This window comes from Streptomyces sp. NBC_00075 (assembly GCF_045041225.1).
In the GTDB taxonomy this organism is placed as follows: Bacteria; Actinomycetota; Actinomycetes; order Streptomycetales; family Streptomycetaceae; genus Streptomyces; species Streptomyces adonidis.
In genome coordinates, this window is record NZ_CP108243.1 from 10,938,083 (window position 1) to 10,956,441 (window position 18,359).

An 18,359-nucleotide genomic window follows, 5' to 3' on the forward strand; every position below is an offset into this window, starting at 1 on the left:
CACGCGCATGAGGAAAGGACCCGTGATGTTCCGCCGTTCGGTCGCCACCCAGGACAACCGCAAGCCTCTGCTCGCCGCGGTGGCCGGTGCCGTCGTTGCCGTCGGCACGGCGACCGCCGTTTTCAGGCCGGGCCGCCAGGCACCGAGCCGCGGAGACGGCCGCCGAGCAGTTGGCCGCCTGGCGCAACGACGTACATGCCGCGATCCAGGCAGAGCCGGTGCCTGCCCGCGTCGAAGAGGAGATTTCCCATCCCGAGCGTCTCCCACATCATGGCGAGCTGACCGCTGACCAGGATGCGGGCGCGCCTACGAGTGATCGGGCCGGGACGGCCCGAGCCACCGTACGAACGGCATCGAAACGGCAGCCAACTGGCCGAGGGCGATGCCCGCGACGATCACGCAACAGTCCGCGATCAGCCACGAGAGCAGGGCGAAGACGTAGCCCAGGGATCCGAACTGTGCCATGCTGCGCTCCATTGCCGCGGGCATGAACACACCCGACGCATACACGAACGTCACCATTCCGACGCCCGCGAGAACGCCTCCGGGCAGCAGGGGCATCCAGCCGACGCGACCACTGAGCAGCAGATGCTGGGTCCACCACCACAGCAGAACGGCGATCGGCAGCGAGAGCAGCACGCCGAGCCAGGTGCCGCCTCCGAATCCGTGCCGCAAGGGAGCCTGCAACAGCACCGCGGCCACCCACCCCGCCAGCCACGCCAGCCACCGCCAGGCGGTCAACCGCGCGCCGGCCCTGGGCAGATCCCAGCAGCGTTCGCAGACCCGCTGCAGCGCCCGACTCAGTGCGGTCGCCGAAATGAGCGTGACGACGACCCCGACAGCTCCGAAGGCGTCCTTCGTCACGCCCTGCGCGGTGAACGTCTCCTCGATGTTGTCGACCGGCGCGTCCTCACCGAACAGAGCGCGAACGGAATCGACCAGCACGTCCTTGACACCCTGCGGCGCGAATGCGGCCAGGACGATGAGCAGTGGCAGCGCGGCGAGGAACGTCTGGGCCGCCAGCCGCGCGCTGGCTTCCATCCAGTTCACGCTGATCAGTCGGCCGAGCATCCGCCCGACCACCGGCGTCCGCCGCGGGATCTCGCGCGCCGCCCTGGTCCAGTCCCCGAGCTGTTTACGAATCACAGTCCACTCCTCGCAATCCGAGCATGCAGCGCTCGACCGACCAGCTCGCCGGAGTTGCCGCGCGGCGCTTCGCGCGCCACGGGGGTCGGGTGCGCCGCCTGCGGACGGCCCGGCGGGGCAGCGTGCCGTTCTGTGCTGTCACCGCGATCGCCTCGCTCGTGCGGTACCTGCGCCGCCGCTGACTCATCCGCGTGACAACGCCAGGTCACGCAGTCGCCGCCAGTCCAGGCGCGACCGCGGCCGGGACACCCCGGGGGCGGTGACGCGGGACCCGCACGCGCAGCGCTCGGGGGCTGATCACGCAGCGCACGGGAGTCCGGAAGGAGAGTGCTTCGCCGTCGACGCCGGCCTGCACTTCGGGCCTGTCGGCGTCGATGACGACCTCGTGGGCGGTCAGAGCGGTGAGTCCGGACGCGTGCCTGCCGCGGAGCAGTTCGGCCGCCTGCACCGCGTTGTCGACCTTGATGCTCACCACCCCGAGGACGCCGCCGTCGAGTCCGTCCCGGAGTCCGAGGCCGGCCAGGTCGCCCATGCGGTAGGGATTGTTGCTCACGAGTACCGCCTGGGGGAGCTGATCCGGACTCCCGCGCCCTGAACGGTCAGGCGGGAGCCGAGGTGATGGGTCAGGACGTCCGGCAACATGCGAAGGATGGTGTGGATCTTGTCGCCGCGGTAGGCGGGGCTCTGTACCACCTCCGCGTGGGCGCCGAACGACACGTTGTCGACGAAGGTCCGCTCTCCGATGCGGCCGAGGTCGATGTGGAGTTCGACGCCGTCCGTGAGTGCGTGCAGACACCTGGACGGGTCCTCGCGGTCGAGTCCGAGATCGAGGGCGAAGTGATTCCGGGTTCCGGCCGAGATCGCCATGAAGGGGACTCCGTGCTCCGCCGCCACACCGGCGACGAGGGCCTGCGTGCCGTCTTCGCCGGCCACGCCGAGGAGATCCGCGCCGTCCGCCACAGCGGCGCGTGCGAGCGAGGCAACGTCCTGCGGACGCGCGGGGTCGAGCAACACGACCTGGGCACCCAGCGCTTCGGCCCGCTCCGCCCACCCGAACCTTCCGACCTTCCGGCCGCCCGAGCTCGGATTCATGATCAAGAACGGGCGCTCGGGCGGCGGGGTGCGGTATTCGCCCACAGCGGCCTGTCCGGTGTTCTCACCGAGTGCGGCCCAGCCGGCGAAACACACCACGGCCCACAGCGCCAGCATGACGATCACGACCCAGGGCAGGCCGACGGCGACGAACAGCGCGATCACTGCGGCCTGTGCGGCCACTGCCGGAGCCACCGCGAGCCACCTGATCAGGCCTCTGTGGCTGAGAGCCCACCACGCCCCGGCCGTGTTGACGACAAGCCCGGCCAGGCCCACGGCGGCCGGCCCCAGGCTCTTGAGACCGGCGACCACCAGCGGGAGAGCCACTGCGGTGCCCACCGCGGTGATCGCCGGTCGGGCCGCCCACCGTTGCGTCGTACGACCGTTGTACCTGGCGACGTCGTCGCCCATGATTCCTCCCTGGCTCGTCCGTGCACTATCGCGCGGTGGATGGGTGCCCGGCGTCTCTCTCCTCGGGCGCGCCCTCCCGTAGGCCAGCGGCCTTCCTGTGCCAGGCGCCGTACCGTTCGGACACAACGGCGGCAGACATTCCGTGCAGCAGGATGCTCAGCGCGACGGTGACCGCGATCACCCGGTCGAGGAGCTGGACCCCCGGGTCGTGTTCCTTCACCACGAGAAGCCCGAGGACGACGGAGGCGAGTCCGCGCGGTCCGAACCACCCGAAGCGGCCGACCGTGGGAAGGGCCAGACTGCTCCCGGTCAGGGAGAGGACGACCGGCAGCATCCGGACCACGGTGAGGCTCAGCACGGCATACGTGACGTTGCGCCGGTCGAGGTGCTCCAGCGCCGGACCGAGCAGGACGGCCCCGAAGGCCAGGAAGCTCAGGCACGCGAGCAACTCCGCCAGACGCTCCGCGAAGCGGGCGGTGTCCTCGCCGCCGGGCGAGAACCAGTCCGCACACCACTCCCAGACGTTGCCCCACATGTTGTTGAGGCCGTAGTCGTTCGGGGGATACGCGGTGACGGGAGCCGTGCCGTACCAGCCGTCCTCGGCGGTGTTGTGGTCGGGAAAGCCGCCTTGCCACTCGGCCTCGGTCGGCAACCGCTTCCCCGCCCAGGCGGCATAAGCCGTGGCGTCGTTCCACGAGACGTGGACGACCGGGTGGTCGGCGCGGTCGCGTACATCGGACGCGGGACCCTCGGGGTGGCGCCGGCACGCCCCGAGGACCTGGGCCACGAGGGGGCCTCGGCGACCGCCCGGGTTTCGGGGAAACCGGTCGCGATCCAGAAGGGTGTGAGCCCTACCGGGTGAACAGGCCGCTCTCCGCCGCCGATCACGACCCACTCGTCCTCCGCCCCCATCAGGAACAGACCGCCGGGCACGCGCACCATGCCGTCCGCTCGCGCGCCCGCCGAGGGTGTGAACGGCGCGGGCGCGGTCACGTGTTGTGTCGGCTCATCCCGGGACGGAGCACAACACCTCCCGAATGACCTATTTTCTGACATTAACTACCAATCAGGATCAAATCTGCCAAATCTCCATGATCGGACCTTGATACGTCCACGCCCGGCACCGACACGACGCGCCGCGGTCGACCGGGACTCTTCGGCCGCTGCGGCTCCTTGCCGTTCGCAGGGTGGGCACTCCGGAGGGCCCACACCGGGGTGCCGCATCCGCTCCGATCGGGAGGAATGGATACCGACGGCAGGCGGACAGCCGCGCCGCACTCCTGGAGGACGGATGACCAGCCCGCTCGGCCCCGCCCCGGAGGGTTCACCGTCGAGTGGCGGGTGGCACGTTGCCGGTGCGGGGAGACTCGCGCGGAAGACGGTCTCGGCGGTACTGCTCGTCCTCGCCTGTGTCCTCATCCCCGTGTCCGTATTGACGGTGTGGGTGCACGACATCGTCCTCGACACGGACCGTTACGTCGAGACGGTCGAGCCGCTCGCCTCCGACCCCGCGATCGAGGCCGCCGTACGTGGTCACATCGTCCGGGCCGTCGAGGTACGCGTCGATGCCAAGCGGGTCACCGCCGAACTCGCGACCTGGCTGGAGTCGCGGGGCCTGCCGCCGACGGCGGCCGGAGCGGTCGAGGGGCTGGCCCCGCAGCTGAACGCGGCCGTGACCGGTGCCGCGGACAGGGCGGCGAAGCGCCTCGTCGGGAGCGACAGCTTCGGGAAGGTGTGGGCCTCGGCCAACCGGGTCGCCCACTCGACCGTGGTGCACGCCCTGACCGGACGGGGCCGGGGGGCGGTCGGCGTGCACGAGGACACCGTGACCCTCGATGTCGGTACCGCTGTCGACCGGGTCAGGAAGGAACTCGTCGACTCCGGTGTGACGCCGGCCGCCGACATCCCGGACGTCGACAAGCAGATGGTGCTGTTCACGTCCGGCAAACTGGAGCGCATGCGGGGCGCCGCGCACGCCCTCGACGTGATCGGTACCTGGATGCCGGCGACGACGGTGCTCGTCGCGACAGCGGGAGTACTCCTCGCCCACCGGCGCAGACGCGCCCTGGCCAGGGCCGCCCTGGGCGCCGTCACCGCGTGCCTGATCGTCGCCGTCGGTCTTGCCGTAGCCCGCCGCTACTACCTGGATCACCTGCCCCCGCGGGTTCTGTCGGAGGCCGCCGCGGCAGCGGTCTTCGACCATCTCCTGCGCTTCGTACGGGCCACGTTGCGTACCGTGATCGTGCTCGGTGTGGTGGTCGCTGTCGGCGCCTGTGCCGTCGGTCCCGGGCGAGGGGCGCGCGCCCTGCGAGCCGCTTCCGAGCGCACCGCCGACTCCGCCGCCCGCTGGGCGGACGCCCACGACATGCACGCCGGGCGGGTGGGGACGTGGACGGCGGACCATCGACACCGGCTCACCGTCGGTGTCCTGCTCGCGGTGGCCCTGCTGTTCGCCCTCTGGAATCACCCCACTGTCCTGACGGTGCTTCTGCTGGTGCTCGTCCTGCTGGCGGTGCCGGCGTTGATCGCCCTGGTGGCGGCGACCGGCCCCAGGACACAGGCGTCAGGGTCCGCCTCGTCGGCGGACTCGGGACCGGCGGGTAGACGGCCTGCACTGTGAGGTCCGGGGCTGTCGGCGAGCGGGGCATGCATGTCCGGCCGGCGCTCGACGGGTCCCGTGCCGCATCCCGCACGCCTTCAGGGTGAGAGCTGAGCGCGACGCGGGGAGTCGGCGTCCGTGGTCGTGCTTCCGCTGTCGTCGACCTTGAAATCCAGGTGCTCGGAGACGTCGACCACCCCGTCCACACCGTGGCACAGCCGCAGGGCGACCGGTATGGCGCTCTTGCGTTCGACGACGCCGCGCAGGGTGACCCGTCCGTCGACGACATGCGCCGTCACAGTGGTGGGCGGGATGCCCAGCGTGCGCATCAGCACGTCACCGGTGATCTCCTCGCGGATGGCGCGGTCCCCACGGAGGAACACCCGCAGCAGGTCGGCGCGGCTGATCACGCCGACCAGCCGACCGGAATCGTCCACCACCGGCAGGCGCTTGACGCGGTTCTGCTCCATCGCCCGGGCCGCCTCGACCACCGTCCAGTCGGGGCGGGCGACGACGGCCGGACTGGTCATGAGCCCTGCCGCCGTCGTTGCGTCCGCCTTGGTGCGCTCTGCGGATTCCGGGTTCGGAGTGGGCAGGCGTCCCGTCGTTCGGAGTCGGCTCGTCTCTTTGCGCAACAGGTCCGCTTCGGAGACCACTCCGAGGGGCCTGTCGGTGTCGTCCACGACCGGAACGGCCGTGATGCCGTGCTCCGCGAGCAGTTTGGCGATCTCCGTGAAGGTCGCGTCCTGCCGCACGTTCACGACGTCCGTCGTCATCAGCTCGCTCACGATGCGGTGCCGCATGGCTGCTGCCTCCTTCGGTGTTGCCCTTCTCCACTTTTCCGGCAGCTTGGGCCGATCCCGTAGGGGCCAGTGGGCCCCACCTGTGGCCGACCGGCCCCGCTCGGCCTGGTCATGGGGACCGAGTGGCCCATGCGGCTGGCTGAGAGAACAGGGCAGGGAAGAGGCATCGTCATGCAAGCGCTGGTCCTTCGCGGCCCTGGACGGGCGGCGCGGGAGGAACGTCCCGGACCCTGGGATCGAGGGCGCGATCGGCCGTGCCGACGCCGTTACCGTCTGCGGTACGGACCTGTACGTCCGCAAGGGCGCTGTGCCGGAGGTACGCCCCGGCACAGCAAGGACGCCGGGCTGTCGGCCGACATCTCCCCACCGCTTATGAGGTGGGCGTGCTCAACGGGCGCGTACGGCGCGGAGACACGGTCGCAGTGGTCGGGGCGGGGCCTGTCGGGCTCGCTGCGATCGCCGCGGCATAGCTCTGCACACCACAGTGGATCACCGCAGTGGACCCCGCCCCGGCTGGACGCGGCCGGACAGCTCGGCGCGGACGCCGTGGCCGCCGCGGGCGAAGAAGCCGAACAACTGGTCGCCGCCCCACCGAAGGACTCGGCGCCGACGTCGTGATCGAGGCGATAGGGGTGCCGGAGAGCTTTGAGATGCGCGCGCGTACGGTGCGCCCCGGCGGGCATGCGGCCAGCGTCGGTACGCACGGCAAGCCCGCCGTTCCGCACCTCGAGAACCTGCTGGCGCACAGCGATCCTTGGGTGGGCGGCGAGCGCGCTCCATGGGTGCGCATCGACACCTGTGGGCATCACCGGGCGAGAGATCACCGTGCGTTGAATCCATGAGTGGGCCGGGTGAGGCAGGACGAGGTGACAAGGTTGTGTGCCAGCCCGAGGCCGCGGCTCTGGCCTGGTCCACGTGGAGTTGCCCGTAAAAGATCTAAGACGCCGCCACCGGCAGGGCGATCACGGCAGCACCTCCGGCTCGCTCGTTTCCGTCCCTCCCATGTCGAGTCGGAACGGCGGGTAGGCGTCGGTCAGCAGGGCGGCGTAGGCGGCGACCCGCAGCACCCATCGGTTGAGGCCGAGGATCAGGTCGAACAGGCTCTGGGGGTACTTCCCCGTGACGGTCATCGCCAGGGCGGCGATGACCGTCAGCACCGCGACGAGTCCGCCGTCCCACCATCCGAGGTGGTAACCGCCCAGGAAGAAACCGACGACGATGTAGTGCGGGACGGCCAGCAGCCACCACTTCACGAGCACCAGGCCGCGGGAGAGGCGTTCGGGATAGGCGATGTCCAGCCGCGCGGGGTAGTCCGGTTCCTCACCCAGGCTGAACGGTGGATACCGGTCGGTGCCCAGGGCGCCGTACGAGTAGTATGCGACCCGCCAACTCCAGCGCAGCACACCGAGGTTGAAGTCGAACAGGGTGCGTGGATAGCGCTCGGTGAACAGGATGCTGAAGAACGCGGCCACGCTGACCAGGGTGAATGCCACCCAGAGGAAGAACAGCACCACGTAGTGGGGGAAGGCCAGGATCCACTTCGCCAGCCACACCCACCGCGACAGCGGCGCGTCCAGAATCGCGTTCACCCGGACCGGGCTGTCCGGTGTTCCCGCCAGGGTTGTCATGGCGATCAACTCCTTCGACCCCGGCGGGTGCCCGCCGGTGGGGCCTGCTCGCCAGCGTGGCCGCCGACCGGGCATCGTCAGGAGGGCCGTGTGGGGTCGTTCCGGAGGCCATCGGTCCCGGCTGTGCCTCAATCGGTCGTTTCGAACGCACCGTGGCCGACGAGCTGAGCAGCCTGCTGCCGCAGTGTGATGTCACCTCTCCCGCGGACCTGGTCGCACCCGCGACGGATGGGCACTGCGTCAGATGCGGCCTCACGACGTCGGCACTCGAATGTTGATGAGCGGGATGCTCGCCGTCCATGCCACGTCATCGCCCCTCTTCAGCCCCGGCGTGCTGTCGCCCCAGGCCCGCTGCGAGCATCTGCCGGCAAATCCGACGACGATCACGCGAAATTACTAGAACGATTTAGCGTTCTTCCTGTAACATCGCCGCTTAATCGATCTGGCATTCGTTCCCCTGGCGGGGTGTGGGGTCAAGGAGGTTGCCGCAGATGTCAACCGTGCAGGGCGCCGCCGTAGGGCGGTCGAGAACACCCATGGGGCTGGAGGGGCTGGCGTGGCCGGGTCGACGCCTGTTCATGGGGATTCTCAACGCCACGCCCGACTTCTTCTCCGGCGGTGGTCTGTACGAGGGCGACCGGTGCGCCGTCGATCGGGGTCTGGAACTGACCGCTCAGGTTGCGGACATCGTGCACGTGGGCGGCGAGTCCACTCGGTCGGGTGTGCGACCCGCGGGCCCGGAGGAGGAGTTGGCCCGGACCGTACCGGTGGTGCGTGAACTCGCCCGTGCCGACGTGTGCGTGAACGTCGACACCATGCATGCGTCCGTGGCCCGAGCCGCCGTCGAGGCGGGAGCGTCTCTGGTCAACGACGTCAGTGGCGACCTGGTCGACCCGGCGGTGGCGTCGACCGTCGCCGCGGTCGGCGCTCCGTATGCCGCCATGCACTGGCGTGCGCCGAGCCCGGAGACGGACCGGCATGCGGACCACCGGGATGTCGTCGCCGAGGTCGGGGCCGAACTCGGCCGACATCTGAAGGAGTTGACGGAACGGAGAGTCGGCCCGTTCGTCGACGCGGCCCTCGCGGGTGTGTTCTGCGTGCGCGTGAACGATGTCCCCTCCACCGCCGATGCCGTGCGCATGGCATCCGCGCGCCTCGGCCACTGCAACCGCGACACCGGCCAGGTCCGCGCGGCCCCGGCCGGTGCGGGGTGTGGGCTGTACCCGTAAGTAGTCCGCAACCCGGCACTCGCTCGGGATCGGACCGCTCTGACAGCTTTCGCTAGATCGTTTTAGCAAATACTAGATCGATTTAGTTTTCTTGGGACAGATCGCGTGAACCGTGTGGATCACACAGATCCCTATGGGCAAAGGAACAAGGAGCCCCACATGACAACCCCCTCCCTCCAGGACGCCATCGACAAGGCCGGATCGCCGATCCAGCTGCTGTGGCGGCCGGGTGCAGAGCCGTGGACCCCCGAGGTCGTGGAGCGCGAGTACGCCGGCTGGAGCCGGGAGCAGGCCGCGTGGCACGAGGGCGTGGCGCTGCTCAACCTCTCGCACCACATGTACGACATGTGGATCGAAGGCCCGGACGCCACCCGGGTGTTGGCCGACCACGGCGTCAACAACTTCGAGAAGTTCGCGATCGGGCAGGCCAAGCAGTACGTGCCGGTGACCCGGAACGGCCACATCGTCACCGACGGGATCCTCGCCCGCGAGGGCGAGAACAAGTACTTGCTCAGCGGGATCCCGGCCGCCCAGCACTGGGTGCAGTACCACGCGGAGCAGGGCGGCTACGACGTCGGCTTCGTCACCGACCCGTCCTCCGCGTTCCGTCCGGGCGGCGGCGATCCGAAGCTGTTCCGGTACCAGATCCAGGGGCCGCTGGCGACGGAGCTCGTCGAGCGGGTCTTCGGCGGGCCGCTGCCGGAGACGAAGTTCTTCCACTCCAGCGCCGTCTCCCTCGACGGCCGCGCCTTCCGCGCCCTGCGCCACGGCATGGCCGGCCAGGCCGGATTCGAGTTCATCGGGCCCTGGGAGCACGCCGCGTACGTCCACGAGGCGTTCCTGAAGGCGGGCGAGCCGCTCGGTCTGGTCCAGGTCGGAGCCCTCGCGTACGCCACGCCGAGCGTGGAGAGCGGCTGGATCCCCTCGCCGGTGCCCGGCATCTACACCGACCCGGACCTGCTGGAATACCGCAGGTACCTGCCCCTGTTCGGCATCGAGGGCAAGCGCCCGCTGAACGGCAGTTACTTCTCGGAGGACATCGAGGACTACTACGTGTCCCCGTACGAACTCGGCTACGGGAAACTGATCCACTTCGGCCATGACTTCGTGGGCCGGGACGCCCTGGTGAAGGCCAAGGACGAGGTGCCGCGCGCCAAGGTCACCCTCGTCCTCGACCCCGACGACGTCCGCACCGTCATCGGACAGGGCGCGGACCCCGGCTTCGTCCTCAGCTACGCCCGGCACCGGGTGGAGAACGTGACCGGCATGGTCGGCATGACCATGCAGACGGCGTCCATCGACCCCGTCGGTGCGCTCCTGTCACTGACATTGATCGACAAGGAGTGCGCGGAGCCCGGCACCGAGGTCTGGGTGGTGTGGGGCGAGCACCCCGGTGCCGGTACCGACCCCGAGGCCGACCTCGGACTCCCGCGCATCCGCGCCACCGTCCGGCCCGCGCCGTTCGACCAGCACGCCCGCACCCAGTACCGCCGCGACCGCTGACGTGGGTCCCAGGACTCGGCCCCCGCAGACGAGAAAGCGAGACGCAAGACGATGAACCCCGCGAGCACGGTACGAACAGCGGTCAGTACGTCGCTGCTCGATGACTTCTCCCTGGAGATGACCGGGAAGGACGTCCCCAAACTGGAGGAGGCCCGCGACTCCATTCCGCAGGGCACCCGGATCAACGTCACCTTCCTCGGCAACGAGGACCTCTCGATGCGGCTGGACGCGGCCCGCGCGGTCAAGCGGCTCGGCTTCGTCCCCGTACCGCACATATCCGCCCGGCGCCTCGGGTCGCGCGACGACTTCGAAAGGTTCCTGGCCGGTCTGCACGCCGACGGCACGTCCGACAACGTGTTCGTCGTCGGCGGGGATCCGGCGCATCCCGAGGGGCCCTACGCCGACTCCCTGTCCCTGATCGACACGGGGCTGCTTCAGGAGCACGGCGTCCGCCACGTCGGCATCAGCGGTTACCCGGAAGGCCACCCCGCGATCGACGGCACCGCCCTGTGGTCCGCGCTGCGGGACAAGCACACAGCCCTCACCGCCCACTCCCTGGAGGGCGGCGTCATCACGCAGTTCGGCTTCGACGTCGACCCGGTGCTCACCTGGGTGGCAGAGGTACGGCGGCGGGGAATCGGGCTCCCTATCAGGATCGGGGTGCCCGGCCCGGCCGGAGCGCGCCGGCTCATGGCGTACGCCGCCCGGTTCGGCGTGGGGACGAGCGCGTCCGTCGTCAGGAAGTACGGGTTCTCCCTGACGAACCTGATGGGCACCGCGGGCCCCGACCGGTTCCTGCGTGACCTCGCCGCGGGCCATGACCCGGCCCGGCACGGCGAGTTGAAGATTCACTTCTATACGTTCGGCGGGCTCAGGGCCACCTCCGAGTGGGCCGCCCGCTTCCGCGAGGAGAGCCTGGCATGACCCTCACCCAAGACGCCCCGGCGCACACCACCACGGGCAGGCCGTCCGCCCCGCAGGCTTCGCTCATCGTGCAGGGCGCCGACGCCACGGGCATCGTCGCCGCCGTGACGTCGGTCCTCGGCGGCCACGGCGCGAACATCGTCTCCCTCGACCAGTACTCCGACAACCCGCAGGGCGGCGCCTTCTTCCAGCGCACCGTCTTCGGTCTCGACGGCCTCCAGGCCGCGCTGCCCGCCCTGCGGGCCGACCTGGACAAGCACCTGGTGGACGCGTACGGGCTGAGCTACACCCTGCGTGACCTGTCCGTGCCCAAGCGGGTCGCGATCTTCGCCTCGAAGTCCGACCACTGTCTGCTCGACCTGCTGTGGCGGCACCGGCAGGGCCAACTGCCCGTCACCGTCGCCATGGTGATCTCCAACCATCCCGATGTGGCCGAGGAGGTACGCGGCTTCGGCATTCCCTTCTTCCATGTCCCCTGCCAGGGCGCGGACAAGTCCGCCGCGGAGGCGGAACACCTGCGGTTGCTGAAGGGCAACGTCGACTTCGTCGTCCTGGCGCGCTACATGCAGATCCTCTCCGGCGACTTCATCGCGGACGTCGGCGTCCCGATCATCAACATCCACCACTCCTTCCTGCCCGCCTTCATCGGCGCGGGCCCCTACGCCAAGGCCAAGGAACGGGGCGTGAAGCTGGTGGGCGCCACCGCGCACTACGTCACCGAGGACCTCGACGAGGGCCCGATCATCGAGCAGGACGTCGTCCGCGTCACCCACGCCCACACCGCGACCGACCTCACCCGCCGCGGCGCCGACGTGGAACGCGCGGTGCTCTCCCGCGCCGTGCTGTGGCACGCCGAGGACCGGGTCATCCGCGACGGCAACCACACCATCGTCTTCGCCTGAGGCCAGACGGCGAGGCGGGGCCCATCGACTCCCACCGACAGGAAGACCGCCCGGTGCAGGGATGGCAGGGACAGCCGGTCCTGTCGTGCGCCACATCCCCGAACGACCGAGCCGGCCGTCCCGCCCCCAGGACGACCGGCTCGGTCCCGGCGCCGTACAGCACGCCCCCTCTCACCCGGGCGAGTCGTTCCCCATCACACGAAGGCGGTCCGCCACCATGACAACCAGGATCGACGGCACCGGGATCGCCCGGCGGATCCGTTCGCAGGTCGCCGAGGAGGTCGCCGCGGCCGCCGGTTCGGGACGCGCTCCCGGGCTGGCGACCGTCCTCGTCGGCGACGACCCGGCCAGCGTCGTGTACGTCGCCGCGAAACGACGCGCCATCAAGGAAGCCGGCATGCGCGACTTCCACCGCCATCTGCCCGAGCACGCGACGCACGACCACGTGGCCGCCGTACTCGACGAACTGGCCGCGGACCCAAGGGTGTCCGGCATCCTGCTCCAACTCCCGCTGCCCCGGCAGCTCGACGCGGCCACGCTCATCGACCGTATTCCGGTCAGCAAGGACGTCGACGGTCTCACCACCGCCAGCCTCGGCCTCCTCGCCCGCGGGGAGCGGGGGTTGCGCCCCTGCACGCCCAGCGGCGTCATCGAACTCCTCGACGCCGAGGGCGTTCCGCTCAAGGGCGCGAACGTCGCGGTGGTCGGCTGGGGCGAACTCGTCGGCAAGCCCCTGACCCAGCTGCTGCTGCGGCGCGGGGCGACCGTGTCGGTGGCCCACGAGTTCACCACCGACCTCGCGGCGGTCACCCGGCCCGCCGACATCGTCGTGGTCGCCACCGGTGTCCGCGGGCTCATCGGTCCCGAACACGTCGGGCCCGGCGCCGTCGTCATCGACGTCGGCATCCACCGGACGCCCTCGGGCCTGGCCGGAGACGTCCGCTCCGCCGAACTCGACGGCATCGCGGGTCGCATCACGCCCGTCCCCGGCGGGGTGGGCCCCATGACCATCGCGATGCTGCTGGTCAACACCCTGCGTGCCGCCCGATGGAACGCCGAACTCGAGGCCGTCGCGGCCTGAGGACCCGATCGACGGGGAGCCGCCCCCACCGAAGGAGGCCGGAAATGGGCCAGTTCCCTCCCATGGCTCTGCTCGGCGGACACCTCGCCACCGGCCTCGCGGACGTCACCGGCGACCCCTCGGCACTGGACTCCGCGGGCTTCTGGGCCGTGGCCGCGGACTTCGAGGGACACCTGACGTGCGCCCGCTTCCGCGACGTACGACAGATCGAGGACCGACGCGTCTCCACGACGTCCTGGCGCGGCCCGCGCCCCGACGCGTGGACCACCTCGCTGGACCGCCTCACCTACACGAACGGAGTGACACGCATCCGCGAGCACATCGCCGCCGGCGAGGTCTACCAGGCCAACCTCTGCCGGGTGCTGTCCGCCCCGGTCACGCCGGATGCCGATGTGACGGCGCTCGGCGGGCTCCTGGCACGGCACAACCCGGCGCCGTACGCGGGCGTCATCCGTCTCCCTCGGCAGGGGGTGGAGGTGGCCACCGCCTCCCCCGAACTCTTCCTGCGGCGCGACGGGAGCGAGGTGACGTCGGGTCCCATCAAGGGAACCGGCCGCACCGAGGCGGACCTGCTGGAGAAGGATCACGCGGAGAACGTGATGATCGTCGACCTGGTCCGCAACGACCTCGGCCGGGTCTGCGTCCCCGGTTCCGTCACCGTGCCCGACCTGTGCTCCGTGGAGAAGCACCCGGGGCTCGTCCACCTCGTGTCCACGGTGTCGGGGCGACTGCGTGCCGGCGTGGGCTGGCCCGGGCTGCTGGCGGCGACGTTCCCGCCCGGCTCGGTCACCGGGGCGCCCAAGGAGAGCGCCCTGCGGATCATCGAGGCGTTGGAGACCTCGCCCCGCGGCCCCTACTGCGGCGGCATCGGCTGGGTCGACGCCGATCGCGGACGCGGTGAACTGGCGGTCGGCATCCGCACGTTCTGGATCGACCGTGCCGAAGGGCTCCTGAAGTTCGGCACGGGAGCGGGCATCACCTGGGGCTCGGAGCCCGAACGGGAGTGGCGGGAGACCGAGTTGAAGGCACGTCGGCTGCTGGCCATCGCGAGCGGAGGCCCGACGTACCGGTAGACGGGGGAACGTCCCTGCCGTCGGATCGGAGTGCGCACCACGTGAGTGCCGGGAAGGGCTCGCAGACCGCACGGGTTCCGCGGGCCGATCGAGGCGCGTCCTCGTCCGGAGAGGTGAAACGATCTAGCGCGTAGAGTGAACTCCACGTGCTCGGACGTTCCACAGGCCGGCAGCCGGTCCCGGCCGACGGGGCGTGGAGCGTGCGGGGCTGACGGATGGGAGTGTGCCGACATGGGCCGTTCGGGCCGGGTGACGTTGAGCGACGTGGCCAAGGCGTCCGGCGTGTCGCGGGCGACGGTGAGTTTCGTGCTGAACGACGACCCACGGCAGACGATCTCCGCGGCCACCCGGGAGCGGGTCGTGGGGGCCGCCCAGGAACTGGGATACGTCCCGCACGGCATCGCCCGCGCCCTGCGCGAGGGCTCTTCGCGGATCGTCGTCCTCAACGTCGACTGGGGCATGGAGGGCAACTTCTCCCGCAGCTACGTCCGGGGCCTGGACGAGGAGTTGGCCGAACACGACCACATCCTGCTGGTCCGGCACGGCCACTCGATCCCGGAAGCCACACAGAAGGTGCTGGACACCATCGTGCCCCGGGCGGTGCTGCGCCTCGGCGAGGTCTACATGCAGGGCGACGAACCGCCCGAGCAGGACTGGGAGAACGGGTTCGCCGCCAACGCCGCGATGCAGATCGGCTACCTCGCCGAACGCGGGCACACCCGGATCGCGATGGCCATGCCCGACCACGAGTTCCCGCTCACCGAGGCCCGGCTGGGATTCGCCCAGGAGGCCGCCCGGCGCCTGGGACTGCCTCCGCTGGAACGCTTCGTCGTGCCGGGACCCCGGGAGGCCGGCGCGGCCGCCGTCGAGACCTTCCTGGCAGCCCACGCGGACGTGACGGCCCTGGCCGCCTTCGACGACGACATCGCGCTGCGCAGCCTCACGGCTCTGCGTGATCTCGGGCGGCGGGTCCCCGAGGACGTGGCGGTGATCGGCTTCGACGAGACCGAGTACGGCTCCCTGTCCACCCCCGCGCTCACCACCGTCCACATCGACGCCGAAGTCCTCGGACGGATCGCCGCCCGCAACGCCCTGGGAATCGACACCGGGGCGCTGGCGCCCGCGTCCGGCCGGATCGTCGTACGCGATTCGGCGTGACCGCCGCGCACCCGTGAACGGGTGAACGGCGGGCGGACCGCCGGGGTGACGCTGTCACGGACAGCAGCCGCACGCCCGTGCGCGGAACGGTCATGGCATATCCCTTTGTGACGTTTTGGGTTTCCGGGCCTCGCGGCTCCGGGCGGTCTCTGTTAACTTTGCTAGAACGATTTAGTAATGCTGGGTGTGCCGTACCACCCCATGTTCGACGCGGCCCGCAGGGACACCGGAGCCGTTGACGACCGGAGGACCCCCATGGACCGTCTGCTTCTCATGCGCAGCTTTGTCACCGTCGCCAACATCGGCAGCTTCAACGGCGCTGCCAAGGCGCTGAGTTCGTCGGGGTCGCTCGTCTCACGTCATGTCGCGGAGCTGGAACGGCAGATCGGCGTGCGCCTCGTCAATCGCACGGCCCGTTCGGTGAACCTCACGGAACAGGGTCTGCGCTATGCCGAGTTCGCCTCGCGCATCCTCAAGGAGATCGAGGCGGAGGACTCGAGTATCGCCCATCTGCACGACCGGGCCGAAGGCGCACTCAACATCATCTGCCCTAAATGGATAGGGAGCTATGATCTCGGCGACGCCATCGCCGCCTTCTCCGCCGCCCATGCGAAAATCCATGTGCGGTTCGAACTGGGAGGGCTGTCCGACCGGACCTATGACTTCATCGACGGTGGATTCGATGTCGCATTCCACACGCGCGATCTGAGGGATTCGAGTGTCCGCCTCAGGAAGATCGCCTCACTGCCCTTCGTCCTGTGCGCGTCGAAAAAGTACATCGACCGGTGCGGCCCCGTCTCCCATCCGAATGACCTGACCGCCCACGACTGCCTCGTGCACGTCAACGACCCGGTGTGGCGCCTCGGCCACGGACCCGCCAGCACGCTGCACAAGGTGCGCAACGTCGCTTTCTCGTCCAACTCCTATATCGCCCTCCAGAAAGCGGCCGTTCACGGGCGTGGCGTCGCCATGCTGCCGCAGCGGCTGGCTTACGACGAACTCGTGTCCGGCGCTCTGCGGGTCCTGCTGCCCCATGTGGCGGCACCCGACCGCCCCCTCTACGCGATCTACGGGCCCGATCGGAACACCCCGCGAAAGATCGCCGTTTTTCTGGAATTCCTTACCGAATGGTTCACGGAGAATCCGATTCCCACCATCGGGTACTGAATCATGTGCAGAAAATGATTTCGGTCACGGCCGGCTCGGCTCGGGCTGCGGCGGGGCGGCAGCCGAGACATACGGGAGCTTCTTCTTTGCTTGCAGAGCGCGTATCAACAGAGTCGTTGCACGGCTGTCGCTGAGGTCGGCACGATCTGTTAGCGTCCACTGAATCGATCTAGTGCGCTTGGTCGAGGATCAGTGGAAGGGCGACAGGAGGATCCGTCGCCTCGCAGAGTGGGAGTACGAAATGGATTTGGTCGCACAACAGCGCAGCACCTACGAAGCGGTCCTCCGACAGAACGACGCGCCGTTCATCACCGAGCGCCCGGCGTTGTTCAGCCCGGCCGCGGCTGCCCAGGACAAGGGCAACACACGGGGCACGTTCGGCCGCTTCGCGCAGATCCTGCTCCCCGAGGAGTATTCGGACTGGGTGGAGGAGAGCGTCGCCCACGTCGGGTCGTGCTACATCGGCGACTGGACCTCGCTGCACAAGGTGAAGGTGCACGGCCCGCAGGCGCTCGAGTTTCTCGACAGGCTGGGGATGCGGGATCTCTCGCGCTTCGAGACCGGGCAGGTCAAGCACCATGTGCAGCTCGACGAGAACGGCTGGATCGCGTCCGAGGGCGTGCTGTGCCGACTCGGCCCGCAGGAGTTCGTCTACACCGCGGGCAGTTGCGACTGGCTGCTGTGGCAGCTCGGCCGGGGCGGATGGGACGCGGCGGCGACCGACATCAGCCCCGAGGTGTTCATCTTCGGCGTCCAGGGGCCGGCGTCCCTGGCCACGCTGGAGAAGCTGACCGGGGACGACCTGCGCGACATCGGCTTCAGCCGCAGCAGGATGTCGACGGTCGGCGGGGTCCCGGTACGGGTCCTGCGCACCGGTATCTCGGGTGAACTCGGCTACGAGCTGCACGGGCCGACCGAACACGCCAACGAGGTCTGGGCGGCGGCCGTGGCGAGCGGGCAGGACGTCGGCATCCGCCAACTCGGCTTCCGCGCCCAGCCCGTTCAGCACATAGAGGCCGGTATCGCGACCAACGGGCTCGACTACCTGCCGGCGTCGATCCTCACGCCGGGTGCGCCGAGGCAGTTCCGCAAGGGTGCGCCCACGGGCAGTTTCGTCCCCGCAGGCGGGGTGACCGACTACTTCCGCAAGCCGGGCGAACTGGGCTGGGGGTTCCGCAAGGGCGTCCCCGATCGGGACTTCATCGGCCGGGACGCCCTCGTCAAGGACGCCGAAAGCGGTGTCCCCGCACGCAGGTTGGTGGGTCTGCGGTGGAGCGAACAGGATGTCACCGGCGTCCTCACGTCGCTCCTGAGCGGCGCCGAGCTGCCCGACCAGATGGAGATCCCTCGCTCGCGCGGTCCCCACTTCGACCATGTCCTGATCGAGGGCGACCCGGTGGGCGTGGCCACGGGCCGGACCGTGAGTCCGACCCTGCGGGCGATGATCTCGCTCTGTGTGATCGCCCCTGAACACGCGACACCCGGCAAGGAGGTCGTCGTCCTCTGGGGCCGTCCGGGCACCCCGCAGCGGGAGATCCGGGCGACGGTCACCACGCTGCCGTTCAAGCCGGACAACCGGCGAGCCGAGACCGCCAGGCTGTGACGGTCCCTCTCCCGGCTCCGCGCCGACCGGCCAGGTGACC

At 69.8% G+C, this 18,359-nt stretch carries 17 protein-coding genes and 1 pseudogene; 12 read left to right on the forward strand and 6 right to left on the reverse strand.

All coding sequences use genetic code 11. The features are described from left to right. Window positions 1-306 precede the first annotated feature (306 nt). Window positions 307-1,071 carry a YhjD/YihY/BrkB family envelope integrity protein gene (locus OG787_RS48015; RefSeq protein WP_405539794.1) on the reverse strand — a complete coding sequence of 255 codons (765 nt, stop codon included), beginning with the start codon at window positions 1,069-1,071 and terminating at the stop codon, window positions 307-309. A 98-nt stretch (window positions 1,072-1,169) separates the two neighbouring features. Between OG787_RS48015 and OG787_RS48020 the strand changes: the two genes are divergently transcribed. Further along, the gene (locus OG787_RS48020) at window positions 1,170-1,328 is read left to right on the forward strand and encodes a hypothetical protein (protein WP_405539796.1); all 159 of its coding nucleotides are present in this window, start codon (window positions 1,170-1,172) and stop codon (window positions 1,326-1,328) included. Between the two features lie 23 nt (window positions 1,329-1,351). Here OG787_RS48020 and OG787_RS48025 read toward each other — a convergent pair whose 3' ends face one another. Genes OG787_RS48025 through OG787_RS48035 form a run of 3 tightly spaced genes read right to left on the reverse strand, consistent with a single transcriptional unit; the run spans window position 1,352 to window position 3,436 of the window. Continuing rightward, on the reverse strand, window positions 1,352-1,699 hold the full coding sequence (locus OG787_RS48025; protein WP_405539797.1) for a hypothetical protein: 348 nt from the start codon (window positions 1,697-1,699) through the stop codon (window positions 1,352-1,354). Beyond that, window positions 1,696-2,649, reverse strand: coding sequence for a diacylglycerol/lipid kinase family protein (locus tag OG787_RS48030; protein WP_405539798.1), 954 nt, complete (start codon window positions 2,647-2,649; stop codon window positions 1,696-1,698). Before OG787_RS48030 ends, OG787_RS48025 begins: the two co-directional genes overlap by 4 nt. A gap of 25 nt (window positions 2,650-2,674) precedes the next feature. Next, complete coding sequence (locus OG787_RS48035) at window positions 2,675-3,436, reverse strand: SUMF1/EgtB/PvdO family nonheme iron enzyme (protein WP_405539799.1); 762 nt, start codon at window positions 3,434-3,436, stop codon at window positions 2,675-2,677. A 504-nt stretch (window positions 3,437-3,940) separates the two neighbouring features. Here OG787_RS48035 and OG787_RS48040 point away from each other — a divergent pair. After that, the gene (locus OG787_RS48040) at window positions 3,941-5,269 is read left to right on the forward strand and encodes a hypothetical protein (protein ID WP_405539801.1); all 1,329 of its coding nucleotides are present in this window, start codon (window positions 3,941-3,943) and stop codon (window positions 5,267-5,269) included. A 77-nt stretch (window positions 5,270-5,346) separates the two neighbouring features. Here OG787_RS48040 and OG787_RS48045 read toward each other — a convergent pair whose 3' ends face one another. Continuing rightward, a complete protein-coding gene (locus OG787_RS48045; RefSeq protein WP_405539802.1) occupies window positions 5,347-6,051 on the reverse strand; it encodes a CBS domain-containing protein in 705 nt (234 codons plus the stop codon). Between the two features lie 171 nt (window positions 6,052-6,222). Between OG787_RS48045 and OG787_RS48050 the strand changes: the two are divergent. Next, window positions 6,223-6,788: pseudogene (locus OG787_RS48050) on the forward strand (zinc-binding dehydrogenase); the annotation flags it as partial. Window positions 6,789-7,013: 225 nt separating this feature from the next. On the opposite strand, the gene OG787_RS48055 reads toward OG787_RS48050, so the two are convergent. Continuing rightward, on the reverse strand, window positions 7,014-7,679 hold the full coding sequence (locus OG787_RS48055) for a DUF4389 domain-containing protein (RefSeq protein ID WP_405539804.1): 666 nt from the start codon (window positions 7,677-7,679) through the stop codon (window positions 7,014-7,016). A gap of 491 nt (window positions 7,680-8,170) precedes the next feature. On the opposite strand from OG787_RS48055, the gene OG787_RS48060 reads away from it, so the two are divergent. From OG787_RS48060 to OG787_RS48100, 9 genes are all read left to right on the forward strand, one after another. Then, window positions 8,171-8,908, forward strand: coding sequence for a dihydropteroate synthase (locus OG787_RS48060; RefSeq protein WP_405539805.1), 738 nt, complete (start codon window positions 8,171-8,173; stop codon window positions 8,906-8,908). A 159-nt stretch (window positions 8,909-9,067) separates the two neighbouring features. Continuing rightward, complete coding sequence (locus OG787_RS48065; protein WP_405539806.1) at window positions 9,068-10,411, forward strand: aminomethyl transferase family protein; 1,344 nt, start codon at window positions 9,068-9,070, stop codon at window positions 10,409-10,411. Between the two features lie 51 nt (window positions 10,412-10,462). Next, window positions 10,463-11,335, forward strand: a complete 873-nt coding sequence (locus OG787_RS48070; RefSeq protein WP_405539808.1) for a methylenetetrahydrofolate reductase — start codon at window positions 10,463-10,465, stop codon at window positions 11,333-11,335. Further along, window positions 11,332-12,237: a formyltetrahydrofolate deformylase gene (purU, locus tag OG787_RS48075; RefSeq protein ID WP_405539809.1), complete on the forward strand. Its 906-nt coding sequence runs from the start codon at window positions 11,332-11,334 to the stop codon at window positions 12,235-12,237. The genes OG787_RS48070 and purU overlap by 4 nt, the downstream gene beginning before the upstream one ends. 217 nt (window positions 12,238-12,454) lie before the next feature. Next, entirely contained in the window at window positions 12,455-13,318 is an 864-nt protein-coding gene (locus OG787_RS48080) for a bifunctional 5,10-methylenetetrahydrofolate dehydrogenase/5,10-methenyltetrahydrofolate cyclohydrolase (RefSeq protein ID WP_405539810.1), read from the forward strand. A gap of 44 nt (window positions 13,319-13,362) precedes the next feature. Further along, complete coding sequence (locus OG787_RS48085) at window positions 13,363-14,391, forward strand: chorismate-binding protein (protein WP_405539811.1); 1,029 nt, start codon at window positions 13,363-13,365, stop codon at window positions 14,389-14,391. A 231-nt stretch (window positions 14,392-14,622) separates the two neighbouring features. Further along, entirely contained in the window at window positions 14,623-15,549 is a 927-nt protein-coding gene (locus OG787_RS48090; RefSeq protein WP_405539812.1) for a LacI family DNA-binding transcriptional regulator, read from the forward strand. A 255-nt stretch (window positions 15,550-15,804) separates the two neighbouring features. Then, window positions 15,805-16,716: a LysR family transcriptional regulator gene (locus tag OG787_RS48095; protein ID WP_405539813.1), complete on the forward strand. Its 912-nt coding sequence runs from the start codon at window positions 15,805-15,807 to the stop codon at window positions 16,714-16,716. A gap of 241 nt (window positions 16,717-16,957) precedes the next feature. Further along, window positions 16,958-18,319 (forward strand): aminomethyl transferase family protein, encoded by a 1,362-nt coding sequence (locus tag OG787_RS48100; RefSeq protein ID WP_405539814.1) that lies wholly within the window; start codon window positions 16,958-16,960, stop codon window positions 18,317-18,319. Window positions 18,320-18,359 lie beyond the last annotated feature (40 nt).

Excerpts from the sequence above, each read along its gene's own strand:
- OG787_RS48040 (WP_405539801.1), top strand. The coding sequence starts at position 3,941 with ATGACCAGCCCGCTCGGCCCCGCCCCGGAGGGTTCACCGTCGAGTGGC.
- OG787_RS48015 (WP_405539794.1), bottom strand. The coding sequence starts at position 1,071 with ATGCTCGGCCGACTGATCAGCGTGAACTGGATGGAAGCCAGCGCGCGG.
- OG787_RS48060 (WP_405539805.1), top strand. The coding sequence starts at position 8,171 with ATGTCAACCGTGCAGGGCGCCGCCGTAGGGCGGTCGAGAACACCCATG.
- OG787_RS48055 (WP_405539804.1), bottom strand. The coding sequence starts at position 7,679 with ATGACAACCCTGGCGGGAACACCGGACAGCCCGGTCCGGGTGAACGCG.
- OG787_RS48070 (WP_405539808.1), top strand. The coding sequence starts at position 10,463 with ATGAACCCCGCGAGCACGGTACGAACAGCGGTCAGTACGTCGCTGCTC.
- OG787_RS48085 (WP_405539811.1), top strand. The coding sequence starts at position 13,363 with ATGGGCCAGTTCCCTCCCATGGCTCTGCTCGGCGGACACCTCGCCACC.
- OG787_RS48045 (WP_405539802.1), bottom strand. The coding sequence starts at position 6,051 with ATGCGGCACCGCATCGTGAGCGAGCTGATGACGACGGACGTCGTGAAC.
- OG787_RS48095 (WP_405539813.1), top strand. The coding sequence starts at position 15,805 with ATGGACCGTCTGCTTCTCATGCGCAGCTTTGTCACCGTCGCCAACATC.
- purU (WP_405539809.1), top strand. The coding sequence starts at position 11,332 with ATGACCCTCACCCAAGACGCCCCGGCGCACACCACCACGGGCAGGCCG.
- OG787_RS48020 (WP_405539796.1), top strand. The coding sequence starts at position 1,170 with ATGCAGCGCTCGACCGACCAGCTCGCCGGAGTTGCCGCGCGGCGCTTC.
- OG787_RS48030 (WP_405539798.1), bottom strand. The coding sequence starts at position 2,649 with ATGGGCGACGACGTCGCCAGGTACAACGGTCGTACGACGCAACGGTGG.
- OG787_RS48090 (WP_405539812.1), top strand. The coding sequence starts at position 14,623 with ATGGGCCGTTCGGGCCGGGTGACGTTGAGCGACGTGGCCAAGGCGTCC.
- OG787_RS48065 (WP_405539806.1), top strand. The coding sequence starts at position 9,068 with ATGACAACCCCCTCCCTCCAGGACGCCATCGACAAGGCCGGATCGCCG.
- OG787_RS48100 (WP_405539814.1), top strand. The coding sequence starts at position 16,958 with ATGGATTTGGTCGCACAACAGCGCAGCACCTACGAAGCGGTCCTCCGA.
- OG787_RS48080 (WP_405539810.1), top strand. The coding sequence starts at position 12,455 with ATGACAACCAGGATCGACGGCACCGGGATCGCCCGGCGGATCCGTTCG.